This window comes from Burkholderia sp. BKH01, assembly GCF_025685725.1.
Lineage (GTDB): Bacteria > Pseudomonadota > Gammaproteobacteria > Burkholderiales > Burkholderiaceae > Burkholderia > Burkholderia pyrrocinia_C.
Genome location: NZ_JAOTQT010000018.1, coordinates 47,955 through 63,847, shown reverse-complemented (window position 1 = coordinate 63,847; position 15,893 = coordinate 47,955). Strand labels below are relative to the sequence as shown.

At 67.5% G+C, this 15,893-nt stretch carries 17 protein-coding genes and 1 tRNA gene; 7 read left to right on the top strand and 11 right to left on the bottom strand.

Annotated features, from left to right (window positions below; all coding sequences use genetic code 11):
* Window position 1 precedes the first annotated feature (1 nt).
* Window positions 2-1,150 carry an LPS export ABC transporter permease LptG gene (lptG, locus tag OEJ37_RS23755; RefSeq protein ID WP_175919231.1) on the top strand — a complete coding sequence of 383 codons (1,149 nt, stop codon included), beginning with the start codon at window positions 2-4 and terminating at the stop codon, window positions 1,148-1,150.
* Between the two features lie 27 nt (window positions 1,151-1,177).
* On the top strand, window positions 1,178-1,561 hold the full coding sequence (locus tag OEJ37_RS23750; RefSeq protein WP_175944787.1) for a sirohydrochlorin chelatase: 384 nt from the start codon (window positions 1,178-1,180) through the stop codon (window positions 1,559-1,561).
* A gap of 78 nt (window positions 1,562-1,639) precedes the next feature.
* On the opposite strand, the gene cobA is transcribed toward OEJ37_RS23750, so the two are convergent.
* From cobA to OEJ37_RS23720, 6 genes are all read right to left on the bottom strand, one after another.
* On the bottom strand, window positions 1,640-2,389 hold the full coding sequence (gene cobA / locus OEJ37_RS23745) for a uroporphyrinogen-III C-methyltransferase (protein WP_174420018.1): 750 nt from the start codon (window positions 2,387-2,389) through the stop codon (window positions 1,640-1,642).
* 75 nt (window positions 2,390-2,464) lie between these two features.
* Window positions 2,465-3,781 carry a sulfate adenylyltransferase subunit 1 gene (locus tag OEJ37_RS23740; RefSeq protein WP_174420017.1) on the bottom strand — a complete coding sequence of 439 codons (1,317 nt, stop codon included), beginning with the start codon at window positions 3,779-3,781 and terminating at the stop codon, window positions 2,465-2,467.
* 22 nt (window positions 3,782-3,803) lie between these two features.
* Entirely contained in the window at window positions 3,804-4,766 is a 963-nt protein-coding gene (cysD, locus tag OEJ37_RS23735) for a sulfate adenylyltransferase subunit CysD (RefSeq protein ID WP_263346102.1), read from the bottom strand.
* A 76-nt stretch (window positions 4,767-4,842) separates the two neighbouring features.
* A complete protein-coding gene (locus OEJ37_RS23730) occupies window positions 4,843-5,592 on the bottom strand; it encodes a phosphoadenylyl-sulfate reductase (RefSeq protein ID WP_174420015.1) in 750 nt (249 codons plus the stop codon).
* Window positions 5,589-6,131 (bottom strand): DUF934 domain-containing protein, encoded by a 543-nt coding sequence (locus OEJ37_RS23725; RefSeq protein WP_175919228.1) that lies wholly within the window; start codon window positions 6,129-6,131, stop codon window positions 5,589-5,591. The genes OEJ37_RS23730 and OEJ37_RS23725 overlap by 4 nt, the downstream gene beginning before the upstream one ends.
* Window positions 6,132-6,156: 25 nt before the next feature.
* Window positions 6,157-7,836, bottom strand: coding sequence for a nitrite/sulfite reductase (locus OEJ37_RS23720; protein WP_263346095.1), 1,680 nt, complete (start codon window positions 7,834-7,836; stop codon window positions 6,157-6,159).
* Window positions 7,837-8,055: 219 nt separating this feature from the next.
* Here OEJ37_RS23720 and OEJ37_RS23715 point away from each other — a divergent pair, with 219 nt between their 5' ends.
* The 4 genes from OEJ37_RS23715 to OEJ37_RS23700 all read left to right on the top strand — a co-directional run bounded on the left by OEJ37_RS23715 (window position 8,056) and on the right by OEJ37_RS23700 (window position 10,820).
* Window positions 8,056-8,997, top strand: a complete 942-nt coding sequence (locus tag OEJ37_RS23715; RefSeq protein ID WP_096471548.1) for a CysB family HTH-type transcriptional regulator — start codon at window positions 8,056-8,058, stop codon at window positions 8,995-8,997.
* Window positions 8,998-9,164: 167 nt separating this feature from the next.
* Entirely contained in the window at window positions 9,165-10,322 is a 1,158-nt protein-coding gene (locus OEJ37_RS23710) for an ABC transporter substrate-binding protein (RefSeq protein WP_263346090.1), read from the top strand.
* A gap of 94 nt (window positions 10,323-10,416) precedes the next feature.
* Window positions 10,417-10,501, top strand: a tRNA-Leu gene (locus OEJ37_RS23705).
* A 151-nt stretch (window positions 10,502-10,652) separates the two neighbouring features.
* The gene (locus tag OEJ37_RS23700; RefSeq protein WP_175919226.1) at window positions 10,653-10,820 is read left to right on the top strand and encodes a hypothetical protein; all 168 of its coding nucleotides are present in this window, start codon (window positions 10,653-10,655) and stop codon (window positions 10,818-10,820) included.
* A 40-nt stretch (window positions 10,821-10,860) separates the two neighbouring features.
* On the opposite strand, the gene OEJ37_RS23695 is transcribed toward OEJ37_RS23700, so the two are convergent.
* On the bottom strand, window positions 10,861-11,751 hold the full coding sequence (locus OEJ37_RS23695; RefSeq protein WP_175919225.1) for an alpha/beta fold hydrolase: 891 nt from the start codon (window positions 11,749-11,751) through the stop codon (window positions 10,861-10,863).
* Window positions 11,752-11,857: 106 nt separating this feature from the next.
* On the opposite strand from OEJ37_RS23695, the gene OEJ37_RS23690 reads away from it, so the two are divergent.
* Window positions 11,858-12,754 (top strand): LysR family transcriptional regulator, encoded by an 897-nt coding sequence (locus OEJ37_RS23690; protein ID WP_174420009.1) that lies wholly within the window; start codon window positions 11,858-11,860, stop codon window positions 12,752-12,754.
* A 40-nt stretch (window positions 12,755-12,794) separates the two neighbouring features.
* Here the strand turns inward: OEJ37_RS23690 and OEJ37_RS23685 are convergent, their stop codons facing one another.
* The 4 genes from OEJ37_RS23685 to copC all read right to left on the bottom strand — a co-directional run bounded on the left by OEJ37_RS23685 (window position 12,795) and on the right by copC (window position 15,831).
* Window positions 12,795-13,730 (bottom strand): LysR family transcriptional regulator, encoded by a 936-nt coding sequence (locus OEJ37_RS23685; protein ID WP_175919224.1) that lies wholly within the window; start codon window positions 13,728-13,730, stop codon window positions 12,795-12,797.
* Between the two features lie 205 nt (window positions 13,731-13,935).
* Window positions 13,936-14,709 carry an SDR family oxidoreductase gene (locus OEJ37_RS23680; RefSeq protein WP_006478064.1) on the bottom strand — a complete coding sequence of 258 codons (774 nt, stop codon included), beginning with the start codon at window positions 14,707-14,709 and terminating at the stop codon, window positions 13,936-13,938.
* Window positions 14,710-14,890: 181 nt separating this feature from the next.
* A complete protein-coding gene (locus OEJ37_RS23675; RefSeq protein WP_174420006.1) occupies window positions 14,891-15,391 on the bottom strand; it encodes a DinB family protein in 501 nt (166 codons plus the stop codon).
* A 65-nt stretch (window positions 15,392-15,456) separates the two neighbouring features.
* Window positions 15,457-15,831 carry a copper homeostasis periplasmic binding protein CopC gene (copC, locus tag OEJ37_RS23670; RefSeq protein ID WP_174420005.1) on the bottom strand — a complete coding sequence of 125 codons (375 nt, stop codon included), beginning with the start codon at window positions 15,829-15,831 and terminating at the stop codon, window positions 15,457-15,459.
* Window positions 15,832-15,893: the final 62 nt, after the last annotated feature.

The following is a 15,893-nucleotide window of genomic DNA, read 5'->3' as shown; positions in this document are numbered from 1 at the left end:
GATGCGGCTCTATGAAAAGTACTTCGCGCGACAGATCTACGTCACGTTCGTCTTCATCCTGTTCGCGTTCTCGGGCCTGTTCTTCTTCTTCGACCTGATCAGCGAACTGAACTCGGTCGGGCACGGCAACTACAAGTTCGGCTACGCGGTGATGCGCGTCGCGCTGCAGACGCCGTCGCGCTTCTACGAGATCATCCCGGTCGCCGCGCTGATCAGCGCGATCTACGTGTTCGCGCAAATGGCCGCGAATTCGGAATTCACGATCTTCCGCGTGTCGGGCCTCGCGACCAACCAGGCGCTGCGCTCGCTGCTGAAGATCGGCGTGCCGCTCGTGATCATCACCTACCTGATCGGCGAATTCGTCGGCCCGTACGCCGACCAGTTGTCCGAACGCGTGCGGCTGCAGGCGCTCGGCGCGTCGGTGTCGTCGAACTTCCAGTCGGGCGTGTGGGTGAAGGACACGCTCGCGGCCCGCGAAAACGGCGAACAGGTCACGCGCTTCGTCAACGTCGGCAGCCTGTCGCCCGACTCGACGATCAGCAACGTGCGCATCTACGAGTTCGACTCGAAATTCCAGTTGCAGAACGTGCGGATCGCGCAGACCGGCCGCTACGAGCCGCCCGGCCACTGGCTGCTGACGGGCGTCACCGAAACCGAGCTCACGCCGATCAAGCCGATCAGCGGCCAGCCGGCCGACGCGCTGAACCCCGTCTACCGGTCGCAGCAGGTGTCGCTGCCCGAATACCGGCTGCGTTCGGACCTGACGCCGCAGATCCTGTCGGTGCTGCTCGTGTCGCCGGAGCGCATGTCGATCATCAACCTGTTCCGCTACATCCAGCACTTGCGCGAAAACCAGCAGGACACGCAGCGCTACGACATCGCGCTGTGGCGCAAGCTGCTGTATCCGTGCGCGGTGTTCGTGATGCTCGTGCTGTCGCTGCCGTTCGCGTATTTGCACACGCGCGCCGGCGTGGTCGGCGTGAAGGTGTTCGGCGGCATCATGCTCGGCATGAGCTTCCAGCTGCTCAATACGCTGTTCTCGCACATCGGCACGCTGAACACGTGGCCCGCACCGCTCACCGCCGCGACGCCGGGCCTGATCTATCTCGCGCTCGGCCTGTTCGCGCTAAAGTGGGTCGACCGGCACTGAGCGCCGCATCACGACGGAGACTTCGACATGAGCTCGCACGGCATCGTCCTGTTCGGCCACGGGGCCCGCGATCCGCGCTGGGCCGAGCCGTTCGAGCGGCTCGCCGCGCGGCTGCGCGGCGCCGGCTCCCCGGCGTCGCACGTATCGCTCGCGTTCCTGGAACTGATGACGCCGTCGCTCGGTGAGGCCGTGGCCGCGCAAGTCGCCGCCGGCTGCACGCGCATCACCGTGGTACCCGTGTTCTTCGGCCAGGGCGGCCATATCCGCCGCGACCTGCCGCTGCTCGTCGATGCATGCCGCGCCGCGCATCCGGGCGTCGAGATTCGCTGCGCGACGGCTGTCGGCGAAGACGACGGCGTGCTCGACGCGATCGCACGCTATTGCATCGACCGGATCGGCGACGACGCTTAAGCGCAACGGCGGCTCGAAATAAAAAAGCGCTGGCTTCCGCCAGCGCTTTTTTCGTTTCGGACTACGGCCGGATTCCGCTCAGGCCGCATCCCGCAGCGGATCGCCCGCTTTCGCGTGCCGTGCGCGCTCGGCGAACGCGTCGCCGATCATCAGCAGGCTCGGTTCCGCGGGATCGAGCCACGCCTGCGCGTCGCCCGCCGCCATCTGCGCGAGCGTCAGCGTCAGCGAGCGCTCGCGCGCGGTGCTGCACGCCTCGACGATCGCCACCGGCGTCGCCGGCGCACGGCCGGCATCGATCAGCTCCTGTGCGATGCCGGGTGCGCTGTCGCGGCCCATGTAGTAGACGATCGAATCGGCGCGCGCGGCTTCGCGGATCTCGTCGCTGCCCGGCGCACGGCTGTGCGTCGCGAACGCGACGCTGCGCGACACGCCGCGCAACGTCAGCGAACGCTTCAGCGTCGCCGCGCCGGCCAGCGCCGCGGTGATGCCCGGCACGACCTCGTAGTCGATGCCGGCCTCGTCGAGCGCGCGCATTTCCTCTTCGGCGCGACCGAACAGCATCGGGTCGCCGCCCTTCAGACGCACAACGCACGCATGCTCGCGCGCCGCATCGACGATCTGCTTGTTGATGAAGTGCTGCGCGGTCGAGCGCTGACCGCAGCGCTTGCCGACCGCGATCCTGCGCGCGTTCGGCGCGTAGTCGAGCATCGCGGGCTCGACGAGCGCGTCGTGCAGCACGACGTCGGCCCGCGCCAGCAGCCGCGCGCCGCGCACCGTGATGAGGTCCGCCGCGCCCGGCCCTGCTCCGATCAGATATACCTTGCCCATGTTTGTCGCTTCGCTTGTCCTGCGGACGGCGGCGTCCGGCCCGCGCCGCCGCATGGCGGCGCGGTTCGCCGGTTGTTACGCCGAGAACGCCCGGATCATGCCTGCGGCGACCGTGTGGTGCGTCGCCTCGTCGATCAGCACGAACGCGCCCGTGCCCGGATGCGCGTCGTACGTGTCGCAAACGATCGGCTTCTGCAGCGTCAGCGCGACGCGGCCGATGTCGTTCATCTTCAGTTCGTGACGGTCGATCGCGTGCGACAGCGTATGCACGTCGAGCACCTGCTTGACCGCGCCGATCTTCGCGAACACCGTGCTCGTGGTCTGCTTCAGCAGGTACTTGCGCTGCTGCGACAGCGGCGCTTCGTCGAACCAGCACAGGTCGGCCTCGAGCTTCTTGGCCGGTTCGACCGGCTCGACGGTCGTGACGAACATGTCACCGCGCGACACGTCGACATCCTGTTCAAGACGAATCGTCACCGTCTGGCCCGCGAACGCTTGCGCGACGGACGCGGTGCCGCCCGGCACCGGCGCGACGATCTCGGCGACCGTCGCGGTGCGGTTCGACGGCAGCACGACGATCTCGTCGCCGACCTTCACCTCGCCCGACTCGATGCGGCCCATGTAGCCGCGGAAATCGTCGGCCGAGCTGCCGTCCTGGCGCGCGACCCACTGCACCGGGAAGCGCAGCGCGTCATGCGCCTGCGTCTCCACCGGCAGCGCCTCGAGCACATCGAGGAGCGGCTCGCCCGCATACCACGGCATGCGCTCGCTCGCGCCGACGATGTTGTCGCCCTTCAGCGCCGACACCGGCACGAAGCGCACGCCGTCGAGGCCGAGCTGCTTCGCGAGCGCGACGTACGCGTCGCGGATCTCGTTGAAGCGCGCCTCGCTGTAGTCGACGAGGTCCATCTTGTTGATCGCGACGATCACGTGCTGCAGCGCGAGCAGCTTGACGATCGCGCTGTGGCGTTTCGTTTGCGGCAGCAGTTCGGCAACGCCGTTCTCGACCGTCACGCGCGTCGCGTCGATCAGGATGATCGCCGCGTGCGCGGTCGACGCGCCCGTCACCATGTTGCGCGTGTACTGCTCGTGACCCGGCGTATCGGCGATGATGAACTTGCGCTTCGCGGTCGCGAAGTAGCGGTATGCGACGTCGATCGTGATGCCCTGCTCGCGCTCGGCTTCCAGACCGTCGGTCAGCAGCGCGAGGTCGAGCTCGTCGCCCACCGTGCGCTTGTTCTTCGCACGCGACAGCGCGGACAGCTGGTCGGACAGCACGGCCTTGCTGTCGTACAGCAGGCGGCCGATCAGCGTGCTCTTGCCGTCGTCGACGCTGCCTGCGGTGATGAAGCGCAGCACGCCGAGGTCTTCGTGATTTTCGATGATGCTCATGATGTGAATGTCCTCGTGTGCTTCAGAAATAACCTTGCTTCTTGCGCTGTTCCATCGCGGCTTCGGAGGTCTGGTCGTCCATCCGCGTCGCGCCGCGCTCGGTGATCTCGGTCACCGCCGTCTCGGCGATGATCTTCTCGACGTCGTCCGCGTCGCTCTCGACCGGGCACGTGCAGCTGATGTCGCCGACCGTGCGGAAGCGCACCTGGGCGACTTCGCTCGTCTCGCCGTCGCGCATCGGCGTGAGCGGCGTGACGGGCACGAGCAGGCCGTTGCGGCGCACGATCTCGCGCTGGTGCGCGTAGTAGATCGACGGCAGCTCGAGGTTCTCGCGCGCGATGTACTGCCACACGTCGAGTTCGGTCCAGTTCGAGATCGGGAACACGCGCAGGTGCTCGCCTTTATGCAGCCGTGCGTTGAAGAGGCTCCACAGCTCCGGGCGCTGCGCCTTCGGATCCCACTGGCCGAATTCGTCGCGGAACGAGAAGATGCGCTCCTTCGCCCGCGCCTTCTCTTCGTCGCGGCGCGCGCCGCCGATCAGCGCGGTGTAGCCGTGCTGCTCGATCGTCTCGAGCAGCGTGACGGCCTGCGCGGCGTTGCGCGAATCGGTTTCGCGGCGCAGCACGACCGTGCCGCGCTTGATCGAATCCTCGACGTGGCCGACCACCAGCTCGGCGCCGAGCTCCTGCGCGCGGCGGTCGCGGAAATCGATCACTTCGTCGTAGTTGTGGCCCGTGTCGATGTGCACGAGCGGGAACGGCAGCGTCGTCTTGCGGTTCACGCCGAGGCCGAACGCCTTCAGTGCCAGATGCAGCACGACGACCGAATCCTTGCCGCCCGAGAACAACAGCGCCGGCTTGCTGCATTCGGCGACCAGTTCGCGCAGGATGTGGATCGACTCGGCTTCGAGCCAGTCGAGGTGGCCCATGCGGCTGTCGGCGCCGGTGGCCGGGGCAAAGGCGGATTGCTCGAGCGTCGTGCTCATGATTTCAGTCCTTCTTTTCTGGGTTCGTGCCGCCCGCTGTCGCAGGCGGCGCAATATTCAGTTTCTTGTGACGCTTTCAGTGCGCGGCGCCGGCTTCGGCACTCGCGGGAATCGGCGTGATCGTGATGTGCAGCCCGCACTCCTTCGTATCGCGCGATTCCCACCACCAGCGGCCCGCTCGGCTGTCCTCGCCGGGGCGGATCGCGCGCGTGCAGGGCTCGCAGCCGATGCTCGGGTAGCCGCGCGCATGCAGCGGGTTCACCGGCACGTCGAACGCGCCAAGGTACGCCCACACATCGGCTTCCGTCCAGTCGGCGAGCGGGTTGTACTTCGCGATCCCGCGCGCTTCGTCCTGTTCTTCCTCGTGCAGCTCCGCACGCGTGACCGACTGCTCGCGGCGCTGGCCCGTGACCCACGCGCCGACATCGGCCAGCGCACGGTTCAGCGGCTCGACCTTGCGAATGTGGCAGCACGACTTGCGCAGCTCGACGCTCTCGTAGAACGCGTTCAAGCCGTGCTCGGCGACGTACTGGTCGACCGCGTCCTGCTGCGGATGGAACTGCTCGATCTCGTAGCCGTAGCGCTCGCGCACGCGATCGATCATGCCGAGCGTTTCCGCATGCAGGCGGCCCGTATTCAGCGAGAAGATGCCGATCGACACGCCCTTCGACAGGATCGCGTGCGTGAGCAGCATGTCTTCCGCGGCGAGGCTGCTCGCGAACTTCACCTTCTCGTGACGTGCGCCGATCTGCGCGAGCAGCGCGTCGAGGCGCTCGACCTTCGCGGCGAGTTCCGGCGTCAGCGCGGTAGCGGTCGCGGTGCTCATGCGCCCACCTTGGCGTCGGCCGCGGCGGCGCGGCGGCGGAACAGCGGCGCCGGCTCGTCGAACGCGCCCTGGTAACGCTGCGTGAATTCCGTGAACGCATTCAGCGCGTCGCGGATGTCCTTGTCGGCGCGCACCGCGAATGCGTCGAAACCGCAACGCGACATGTACAGCAACTGGTCGCGCAGCACGTCGCCGATCGCGCGCAACTCGCCCGTCCAGCCGTAACGCTCGCGCAGCAGGCGCGCGATGCTGTAGCCGCGGCCGTCCGCGAAGCGCGGGAAATCGACAGCAATCAGCGAAATCGCGCCGAAATCGGCCACGAGATCGGCCGGCTCGCTGTCCGGCGCGAGCCACACGCCGAGCTCGTCCTTCGTCTTCGCGGCGACGAGCGCCGCGCGCTCGGCCTGCCACAACGCGAACGGCACCAGCACCTTGCCGGCCGGCAACGCGTCGACCGCGGGCAGCGCACCGTCTTCCGCCGCGCGCACGACCTGCCATGCATCGTCGATCACTGCGCGGTTCTTGATAATCGAAGCCATCTGCAAATTCCTTCTACCCGGTTGGTTACGCGTTCACTGCCTGGCGCGCCGCATACACGCGCTCCTTGAACGGCGCGATGCCGATGCGGTCGTACGTGTCGACGAAGCGCTCGCCGTCGATGCGTGCTTCGACGAACGTGTCGATCAGCTTCGCGATCACGCCCGGCACTTCTTCCGCCGAGAACGACGGCCCGATCACGCGGCCGAGGCGCGCGCCGTTCTGGCCCGTGCCCTGCTCGCCGCCGAGCGACACCTGGTACCACTCGGCGCCGTCCTTGTCGACACCGAGGATGCCGATGTTGCCGACGTGGTGATGGCCGCACGAGTTCATGCAACCGGAAATGTTCAGCGACAGGTCGCCGAGGTCGTACACGTAGTCGAGATCGTCGAAGCGCTGCTGGATCGCCAGCGCGATCGGGATCGACTTCGCGTTCGCGAGCGAGCAGAAATCGCCGCCGGGGCACGCGATGATGTCGGTCAGCAGGCCGATGTTCGGCGTCGCGAAACCGGCCGCCTTCGCCTTTTCCCACACCGCGAACAGGTCGCGCTTCTTCACGTTCGCGAGAATCAGGTTCTGCTCGTGCGACACGCGCAGTTCGCCGAACGAGTAAGCGTCGGCCCAGTCGGCGACCAACTCCATCTGCCGGTCGGTCGCGTCGCCCGGCGCCACGCGATGATCCTTCAGCGACAGCGTGACGGCCGCGTAGCCGGACACCTTGTGCGGCGCGACGTTGCGCTCGACCCAGCGCGCGAACGCCTTGTTCTCGAGCAGGTGCTGTTCGAACGATGCGTCGGTGTCGGCCAGCTTTTCGTAGACGGGCGGCTTGAAGTACTGCGACACGCGGCCGAGTTCCGCCTGCGTGAGCGTCGACGGGCCGTCCTTCAGGTGCTGCCACTCTTCCTCGACCTGCTGCGCGAACTTCGCGGGCGACAGCGCCTTCACGAGGATCTTGATGCGCGCCTTGTACAGGTTGTCGCGACGGCCGAAGCGGTTGTACACACGCAGCACGGCCTCGCAGTAGGTGAGCAGGTGCTGCCACGGCAGGTCTTCCTTGATCACCGCGCCGATGATCGGCGTACGGCCGAGGCCGCCGCCCGCGAGGATGCTCGCGACCACCTCGCCCTGCGCGTTCTTCTTCAGGTACACGCCGAGGTCGTGGATCTGCACGGCCGCGCGGTCGTGCTTCGAGCCCGACACCGCGATCTTGAACTTGCGCGGCAGCCACGCGAATTCGGGATGGAACGTCGACCACTGACGCAGGATTTCCGACCACGGACGCGGATCGATCTCCTCGTCCTGGGCGACGCCCGCGAACTGGTCTGCCGTGATGTTGCGGATGCAGTTGCCCGAGGTCTGGATGCCGTGCATCTGCACCGACGCGAGCTTCGCGAGAATCTCGGGCGTGTCCTCGAGCTGGATCCAGTTGAACTGGATGTTCGAGCGGGTCGAGAAGTGGCCGTAGCCGCGGTCGTGTTCGCGGGCGATGCGCGCCAGCATCCGGAGCTGGTCGCTGCGCAGGTTGCCGTACGGAATCGCGATGCGGTGCATGTACGCGTGGCGCTGCATGTACAGGCCGTTCTGCAGACGCAGCGGGCGAAATTCTTCTTCGCTCAACTCGCCCGACAGGCGGCGGCGCACCTGATCGCGGTACTGCGCGACACGCTCGTCGACGATCGTCTGGTCGTATTGGTCGTACTGATACATTCGGGGACCCCAGGGGTTTTCGTGGTGACCGCGCGACGTCCTAGCCACGTCGCGCCCGAATCTCCGTTCCACCGTCACTGCCGCCGGCCATCCGCTGCCGGGTGGATTGCTAATGACGAAAACAGATATCCATATTTGAAAAACTCCGGTGAATCGTAATAAACTCGCCTTATATTTCAAACGACTAAAAAATTCTGTTGATATGCGGAAGGGTTATAAATGAACCTGCACCAATTTCGCTTCGTGCGCGAGGCCGTCCGGCAGAATTTCAACCTCACCGAGGCCGCCAAGGCGCTCTACACGTCGCAACCGGGGGTATCGAAGGCGATCATCGAGCTCGAGGACGAGCTCGGCGTGGAGATCTTCACGCGGCACGGCAAGCGCGTGCGCTCGCTCACCGAGCCGGGCAGGATCATCCTCGCGTCGGTCGAGCGGATCCTGCAGGAGGTTGAAAGCCTTAAAAGGGTCGGGAAGGATTACGCCGCGCAGGACCAGGGCAACCTGACCATCGCGGCCACCCACACGCAGGCCCGCTACTCGCTGCCGGCCGCGATCGCCGAATTCAAGAAGCGCTTCCCCAAGGTGCACCTGTCGATCCTGCAGGGCAGCCCGACGCAGGTGGCCGAGATGGTGATCCACGACCAGGCCGATCTCGCGATCGCGACCGAGGCGATCGCCGACTACAAGGAACTCGTGTCGCTGCCGTGCTTCCAGTGGCATCACGCAGCGGTCGTGCCGGCCGATCACCCGCTGCTCGAACGCAAGCCGCCGTCGCTCGACGATCTCGCGCAATATCCGCTGATCACGTACGATGACGCGTTCGCGGGCCGCAAGAAGATCAACCAGGCGTTCGCGCTGCGCGGGCTGTCGCCGGACATCGTCCTCGAGGCGATCGACGCCGACGTGATCAAGACCTATGTGGAACTCGGCCTCGGCGTCGGCATCATGGCCGACATCGCGTTCAATCCCGAGCGCGACCGCAACCTGCGCCTGATCCCGGTCGGCCACCTGTTCGGCAGCAACGTGACGCGCGTCGCGCTCAAGCAGGGCGCCTACCTGCGCAGCTATGTGTATACGCTCGTCGAACTGCTGTCGCCGACGCTGAACCGCAAGCTGATCGAGCAGGCGCTCAAGGGCGAATCCGAATCGTACGAGTTGTAAGCGCCCCGGACCTGTCGCTTCGCGCCAGGCCCCCGAGGCGGTTATCCCCGAGGGGACTTCCTTCGGGGCGGAAAACCTGGGGCGGCCCGGCGTTTTCTTGAAATCGGCGTGTATAAATACAGGGGCACATATCGCGCCCCTTTTTGCTGTCCGACGGAGATTCCCGCATGACGCTTTCCGCCCTGTTGCGCCGCGCCGCCGGCGCCGCCCTCGTGATGGCATGCACGGCCGCGCAGGCCGACCTGAAGGTCGGTGTCGACCTGTCGTCGACCGGCCCCGCCGCCGCGATCGGCATCACGAGCAAGAACGCAATGCTGATGTGGCCGAAGACGATTGCCGGACAGCCGGTACAGGTGACGGTGCTCGACGACGCGTCCGACCCTGGCATCGCGGTGCGCAACATCCGCAAGCTGGTCGACGAGGATCACGTCGACGTCGTGGTCGGGCCGAACATCACGCCGGCCGCGCTCGCGGCGCTCGACGCGGTGGCCGCCGGACAGACGCCGATGATCACGCTGGTCGGCTCAGGCGCGATCGTCGAACCGCAGGAAGGCGCGCGCACCTGGGCGTTCAAGATGGCGCAGAGCGACCGCGCGATGGCCGACGTGATGACGCGCTACATGGCGAATCACGGCGTGAAGACGGTCGGCTTCATCGGCTTCGCGGACAGTTACGGCGACAGCTGGCTGAACGAGTTCACGCGCTTCGCCGACCTGCGCAAGATCCGCGTCGTCGCGACCGAGCGCTTCAACCGCACCGACGCGAGCGTCACGGGCCAGGCGCTGAAGCTGATCGCGGCGAAGCCCGACGCGATCCTGATCGCCGGCTCGGGCACGCCGGCCGTGCTGCCGCAGCGCACGCTGATCGAACGTGGCTACCAGGGCGCGATCTACCAGACGCACGGGATCGCGACGCCGGAATTCATCAAGCTCGGCGGCAAGGACGTCGACGGGACGCTGTTCCCGACCCAGCCGGTCGTCGTCGCACGCACGCTGCCTGCCGACCATCCGGCCCGCAAGGCCGCGCTCGCGTTCGTCGACACGTACGAGGCGAAGTACGGCGCCGGCACCGTCACGCAGTTCGCGGGCGACGCGGCGGGCGTCTACCCGCGCCTCGCCGACGCGGTCGGCCGCGCCCTGAAGACCGCGCAGCCCGGCACGCCGGCATTCCGCGCGGCACTGCGCCACGAGTTCGAACGCGCGCACGAGCTCGTCGTGCCGAACGGCGTCGTCAATACCAGCGACAAGGATCATGTGGGGCTCGACCAGCGCGCGAGCGTGATGGGGATCGTGAAGCAGGGCCGGTTCGTCTACCTGAGCCAGTGACGGGACGGACGGCAGCGAGTGGCTTGCCCGGTGCCGGGATTTCAGCCATAATTCGCGTTTCGCCGCGCACAATCGCATGCGCGGCCAGAATCAAGCCCAGGTGGTGAAATTGGTAGACGCAGGGGACTCAAAATCCCCCGCCGCAAGGCGTGCCGGTTCGATTCCGGCCCTGGGCACCAGAATTTCGCAGCGTCACGCGCTGCACCTGTCGAAACCCGCGCAAGCTCGCCGCTTCGCGGGTTTTTTGTTTTTGCCGCGTGCGACGTTCACCGCAACGCATGCCCTCGCCCGGCGGTCCAAGCATCAGGGAACGCAGCACGGAGGCAGGCCATGTCAACGCACGCCATTTCAAGCCCGATTCGCCGCGGCGTGCTCGCCGCGCTTCTCTTGATCATGCTTGGCGGATGCGACCTGCTGCGCGAGCCGCCCGTGCCCGACTGGCCGGGGCCGCATGCGCCCTATCCGTTCCCGGACAACATTCCGCATCGCACCGAATGACCGGTTCGACCGACCGTGCGCCGTGGCGCAAGCCGCGCGTTCAGCCGAGCTCGCAGAACCGCAGAATCGCGTCGGCGACCGCCGCCGACGCCTCGCGCTGCGGAAAATGCCCCACGCCGTCCAGGACCTGCCGTTCATAGCGCCCCGTAAAGAACCGTTCGCGCCCGACCGAGCTGTCCGGGTGGTTGACGGTATCCGCGCCGCCGTGCAGCACGAGCGTCGGCACCGACAGCACGGGCGACGGATTCAGCCGCGCGTCGTCATCGGCATAGGCCGGCGCACCCGGTGCGAAACCCCAGCGATGCCGGTACGAATGCAGCACGACGTCGATCCAGTCGGGCCCGTCGAACGCGGCGGCAGCCGCATCGAAATCGCTGTCGCGATACCAGCCGGGCGGCGACCACGTATCCCACATCAGGCGTGCGAATGCGCGGCGATCGTCGCGCAGCGCCTGCTCGCCGCGCGGTGTCGCCATGAACCAGTGATACCAGTAGTTGCGCGCCTGCTGCAGCGACAGCGGCTGACCGGGATCGTTGGTGCCGTACCCGACCGACAGCATCACCAGATGCGATGCGACGCCGTTGCGCAGCCCGCACGCGTTCGCGACCGCGCGGGCGCCCCAGTCGTGCCCGACCAGCACGGGCCGCTCGACGCCGAGCACATCGACGAGTTCGAGCAGGTCGCGCCCGAGCGCCGCGAGTTGGCCGCTGCGCGGCACGGATGCGTCGCGAAAGCGCGTCGGCTCAAAGCCGCGCAGCGCGGGCGCGAGTACGCGGTAGCCATGCGCGGCAAGCGCCGCCGCCATGGACTCCCAGCCGACCGGGCTGTCCGGCCAGCCGTGCAGCAGCACGGCCACGCGTTCGCCGCGCGGGTTCCATTCGAGATAGGCGATATCGAGCGACGCGGTCGTCGCATGCGCATAGGCAGTCATCGTGTTCTCCGTCGGGTCAACTTGAGCGAACGATGGTAGGCCGGCCTTTCATCACGATTCACGGAGTATCATGATTCATTCTTCGAATATCGCGTTGAATTGACCCATGGAACCGCTGACCGATCCCGCGTCGACCTCGCTCGACATCGCGCTGCTGCGCACCTTCCTCGAAGTCGTCGACAGCCGCGGGTTCGCACCGGCCGCGGAGCGCCTCGCGCTGACGCCGTCGGCCGTCAGCGGCCATATCAAGCGGCTCGAACAAGCGGCCGGCACCGTGCTGCTCGCGCGCACGACGCGCCGTATCGCACTCACGCCGGCCGGCGACACGCTGTACGCATACGCGCGCAACATCGTCGACCTGGAGCGCGAAGTGCGCGCAAGGCTGCGCGGCGCGCCGGCGCACGGGCGGCTGCGCGTCGGCGCATCGGAGGATTTCGCGGGTGCGTGGCTGCCGCAGGTGCTGCGCACGTTCCGGGATCGCCACCCGCGTACGGCAATCGAGCTGAAGGTCGGGATCACCGCGTCGCTGCTGCGCGAGCAGGCGCTCGGCCGGCTCGATGTCGTGTTCGGCAAGCAGTGCCGGCAGGTCGACGCGCCGGGCGAACTGCTGTGGGAAGAACCGCTCGTGTGGGCATTCGCGTCGGACCGCACGCTCGACGCCGGCGGCGAAGTGCCGCTCGCGCTGTTTCCGGAACCGTGCGTCTATCGGGAGGCCGCCGTATCGGCGCTCGCCGCCGCGCTGCGGCCGTTCCGCGTGCTGTTCGAGAGCGGCAGCATGGCCGGCTGCGTGTCGGCCGCGCTCGCGGGCTTCGCGGTCACCGCGCTGGCGCGCAGCCAGCTACGCGACGGGCTGCGCGCGTGCGGGCCGCAGGACGGCCTGCCCGCGCTGCCGGCCGCGCGTTTTCATGCGTTCGCGTCGAAACCGGACGGCGCCGGCGCGGCTTTGATCGAAGCGGTGCGGGAAACCGGGCGCAACCGGCGGTTCGCGGCGCTAGCCGACTGAAACACGCGCGACGGCGCACGACGCAAACCGGCCGCCCCGGTCAATCGCCTTCCGCGCCCTTCCCGGCCGCTGCCCCCGTCAACGCGTCCGCCATCAGTTCCCCGAACCAATCGACGAACGCATTGAGCCGGCGCGACCGGTGCCGCCGGTGCGGATACACGGCCGACACGTCCATCGGCTCGGCGCGGTGGCCGGGCATCACGTCGACGAGCGCGCCGCTGTCCAGCAGATGCTCGACGTCGAACCGCGGAATCTGGATCAGCCCCATCCCGGCGATGCAGCCGGCGATATAGGTTTCGGCGTTGTTGACGATCACGCGGCTCGGCAGCGTCAGCGTGTGCCGCTCGCCGTCCACACAGTATTCCCACCCGAGCTCGCGCCCCGTCGTCGGCGACGCATAACCGATCGCCCAGTGCCCATGCGCGAGCGCATCCGGATGCTCGGGCACGCCGCATTCGCGCAGGTAGTCGGGGCTCGCGCAGTTGATCAGCGTGAACTGCCCGAGCGGCCGCACGACGAGGCTGCTGTCCGCGAGCCGCCCGACGCGGATCGCGCAGTCGACGCCCTCCTGCACGAGATCGATCGAGCGGTCCGTCGAGCCGAGCGACAGTTGCAGCTTCGGGTAGCGGCGAAACAGCGACGGCAGCGCGGGCGCAATCACGCGGCGCGCGATCCGGCTCGGCACGTCGACGTTCAGCCGCCCGACCACGTCGCGGTCGCGGCGGCGGAACAGTCGGTCGAGGTCGTCGGCCTCGGCGAGCAGGCGCCGGCCGCGTTCGAGCAGCAGCACGCCGTCGGCGGTCAACTGCACCTGGCGCGTCGTGCGGTGCAAGAGCCGCGTGCCGAGCCCCGCCTCGAGCTGCTGGACGGCCGCCGACACGGTCGCGCGCGGCACGTCGAGCGCATGCGCGGCCTTGATGAAGCTGCCCATCTCGGCAACCTGCAGGAAGATTCTGACCTGATCCAGCTTGTCCATCGGCGGGGAACGTGGGTTCGGACGACCGTCGCCGGGGCAGCCGCCGCGCATCGCGGCAGGGTCCGGCGGCACGGAGAAAACGGGCGCGCGGCCTCGCGGTTGCGCGCCCGTCCATTGTCCACGCAATCGGCACATTGCGGTGCACAGGGCACCGCGCGCCGGCGGCGGCCGACGCGGCCCGGTATGTGACCGCTTATCCGGTCGGTTACTTGGTCGTATAACCGCCGTTGATCAGGATCGTCTGGCCCGTGATCCACCAGCCGTCGGTCACGAGATGGCGGATGAACGGCACGACGTCCTCGATGTCGGTCAGGCCCGTCTTGCTGAACGGCGACAGCGCGGCCGCCGTCTTGTGATACGCGACCGCATCGGCGCCTTCGGCCGGATAGAAGAACGGCGTGTCCATCGGGCCGGGCCCGACGGCCGTCACCGAGATCCCGCGTGCGCCGTATTCCTTCGACGCCGCGCGCGTGAAGTGCTCGACCGGCGCCTTCGACCCTTCGTACGCCGCATAGAACGGCGTGAACGCACCGAGCAGCGACGTCACGAGCGTGACGAGCTTGCCGTGATCCTCGAGGTGCCGCCCCGCTTCCTTGATGAAGAAGAACGCCGACTTGCTGTTGACCGCGAACATCTCGTCGTACTCGGCTTCGCTGATCTCGGTGAACGGCTTCTTCAGCACCTTGCCGACCGTGTTGATCGCGATGTCGATCTTGCCGAAGCGCTGCTTCGCGTCGTCGAACAGCTTCTCGACCGCGGCGGCCGTCGTCAGGTCGGCCTGGAACGTTGCGGCCTCGGCACCGGCCGCGCGCACCGCGGCGGCCGTCTCCTCGGCCTGCGCCTGCGACGCCGCGCTGTTGTAGTGAATCGCCACGGCCTTCGCGCCGTGGCCCGCCAGGTCCCGCGCGATCAGGCCGCCGAGATTCTTTGCGCCGCCTGCGATCAGGACGACCTTGTCTGCGAGCGTGTGAGTTGCCACGGTTGACTCCTTTCCTCGTTGAACGAAGCTAGGAGTGTAGGCACGCGCGACGCGCCGGTCAGCCGGTCGCGGCTGGATGGATTATCCAGAAAACCGATCCAATCGGAACGTCGCAGCGTGGTCTGCCGCACCGACAACCGAGCCGGAATTCGCTCGCGCGGCGGCGTGTCCGCCGGCAGGCTCAGCGCGCGTACAACGCCGCGTCGATCTTGCCGAGCAGCCACTGCATGCCGGCCAGATGCTGCTGGTCGTGGCTGCACAGGTAATGGACGAGCCCGCGCACGGTCAGCGAACCGTAGCCGTCGAACTCGCCGACACGCTCGAACTGCTCGGGGGTGAGGCGCGACACGAGCTCTAGCGTCTCGCGCCGCGCTACGCGGATCGCCGCGAGCACGTCGGACGCATAGGCATCGTTGTAGCGGCGTTCGATCGCGAGCGCATCGCCGTCGATCGACACGAGCAGCGGCCGATCTTCGTCGAGCATCCGCCGCAGCCGCACGTGATAACCGTCGATCTCGATGTCGCGCACATGGCAAAGCTGCCCGAGCGGCGAGAAGTGCTCGCTCGGTATCCCGGCCCAGTCGTCGGGCGTCCAGCGCGCGTAGCCGTCGGGCACGGCCGCGAAATGGGCTTCGAGCAGACGGGGGAAATCGGCGAGTGCATCGAGCGTCGTCGGATTCATGCGGGAAACTCCCTGTCGGATAAGAGCGGCGGCAGCCCTGGCACGGGCCTGCCGCCGCAGTTGCGTTACTTCACGCTGAAGCCGTACGCACCCTGCGTACGGTGTCCGTCGGTCGCGACGGCCACCCATTTCACCGTATAGGCGCCCGTGCCGACCGCCGTGAGCGGCACCGTCATCCGCTTGCGGTTCGATGCATCGATGCGCGCGTTGCCGTCCGATATCGTCCTGCCGTCGCCGTCGACGACGACGATCGAGCTGAACGCCGGCTCCAGCGGCTCGGTGAAATCGATCGTAACGGCGGCCGGTGCGGCGGCCAGCACCGCGCCCGCCGCCGGATCGCTCTTCGCGAGATGCGCATGCGCGAACGCGGCCGACGAAACGGTCGCGGCAACGATGACGGCGGCAGCCTTGCGGCCGAACGGGAACGAATCGAAATGCATGGACTTTCCGTGAAGAATGAACAGGCGCCGCACCCCGCGCGGCGTTCCGGCAGCTTACCAGC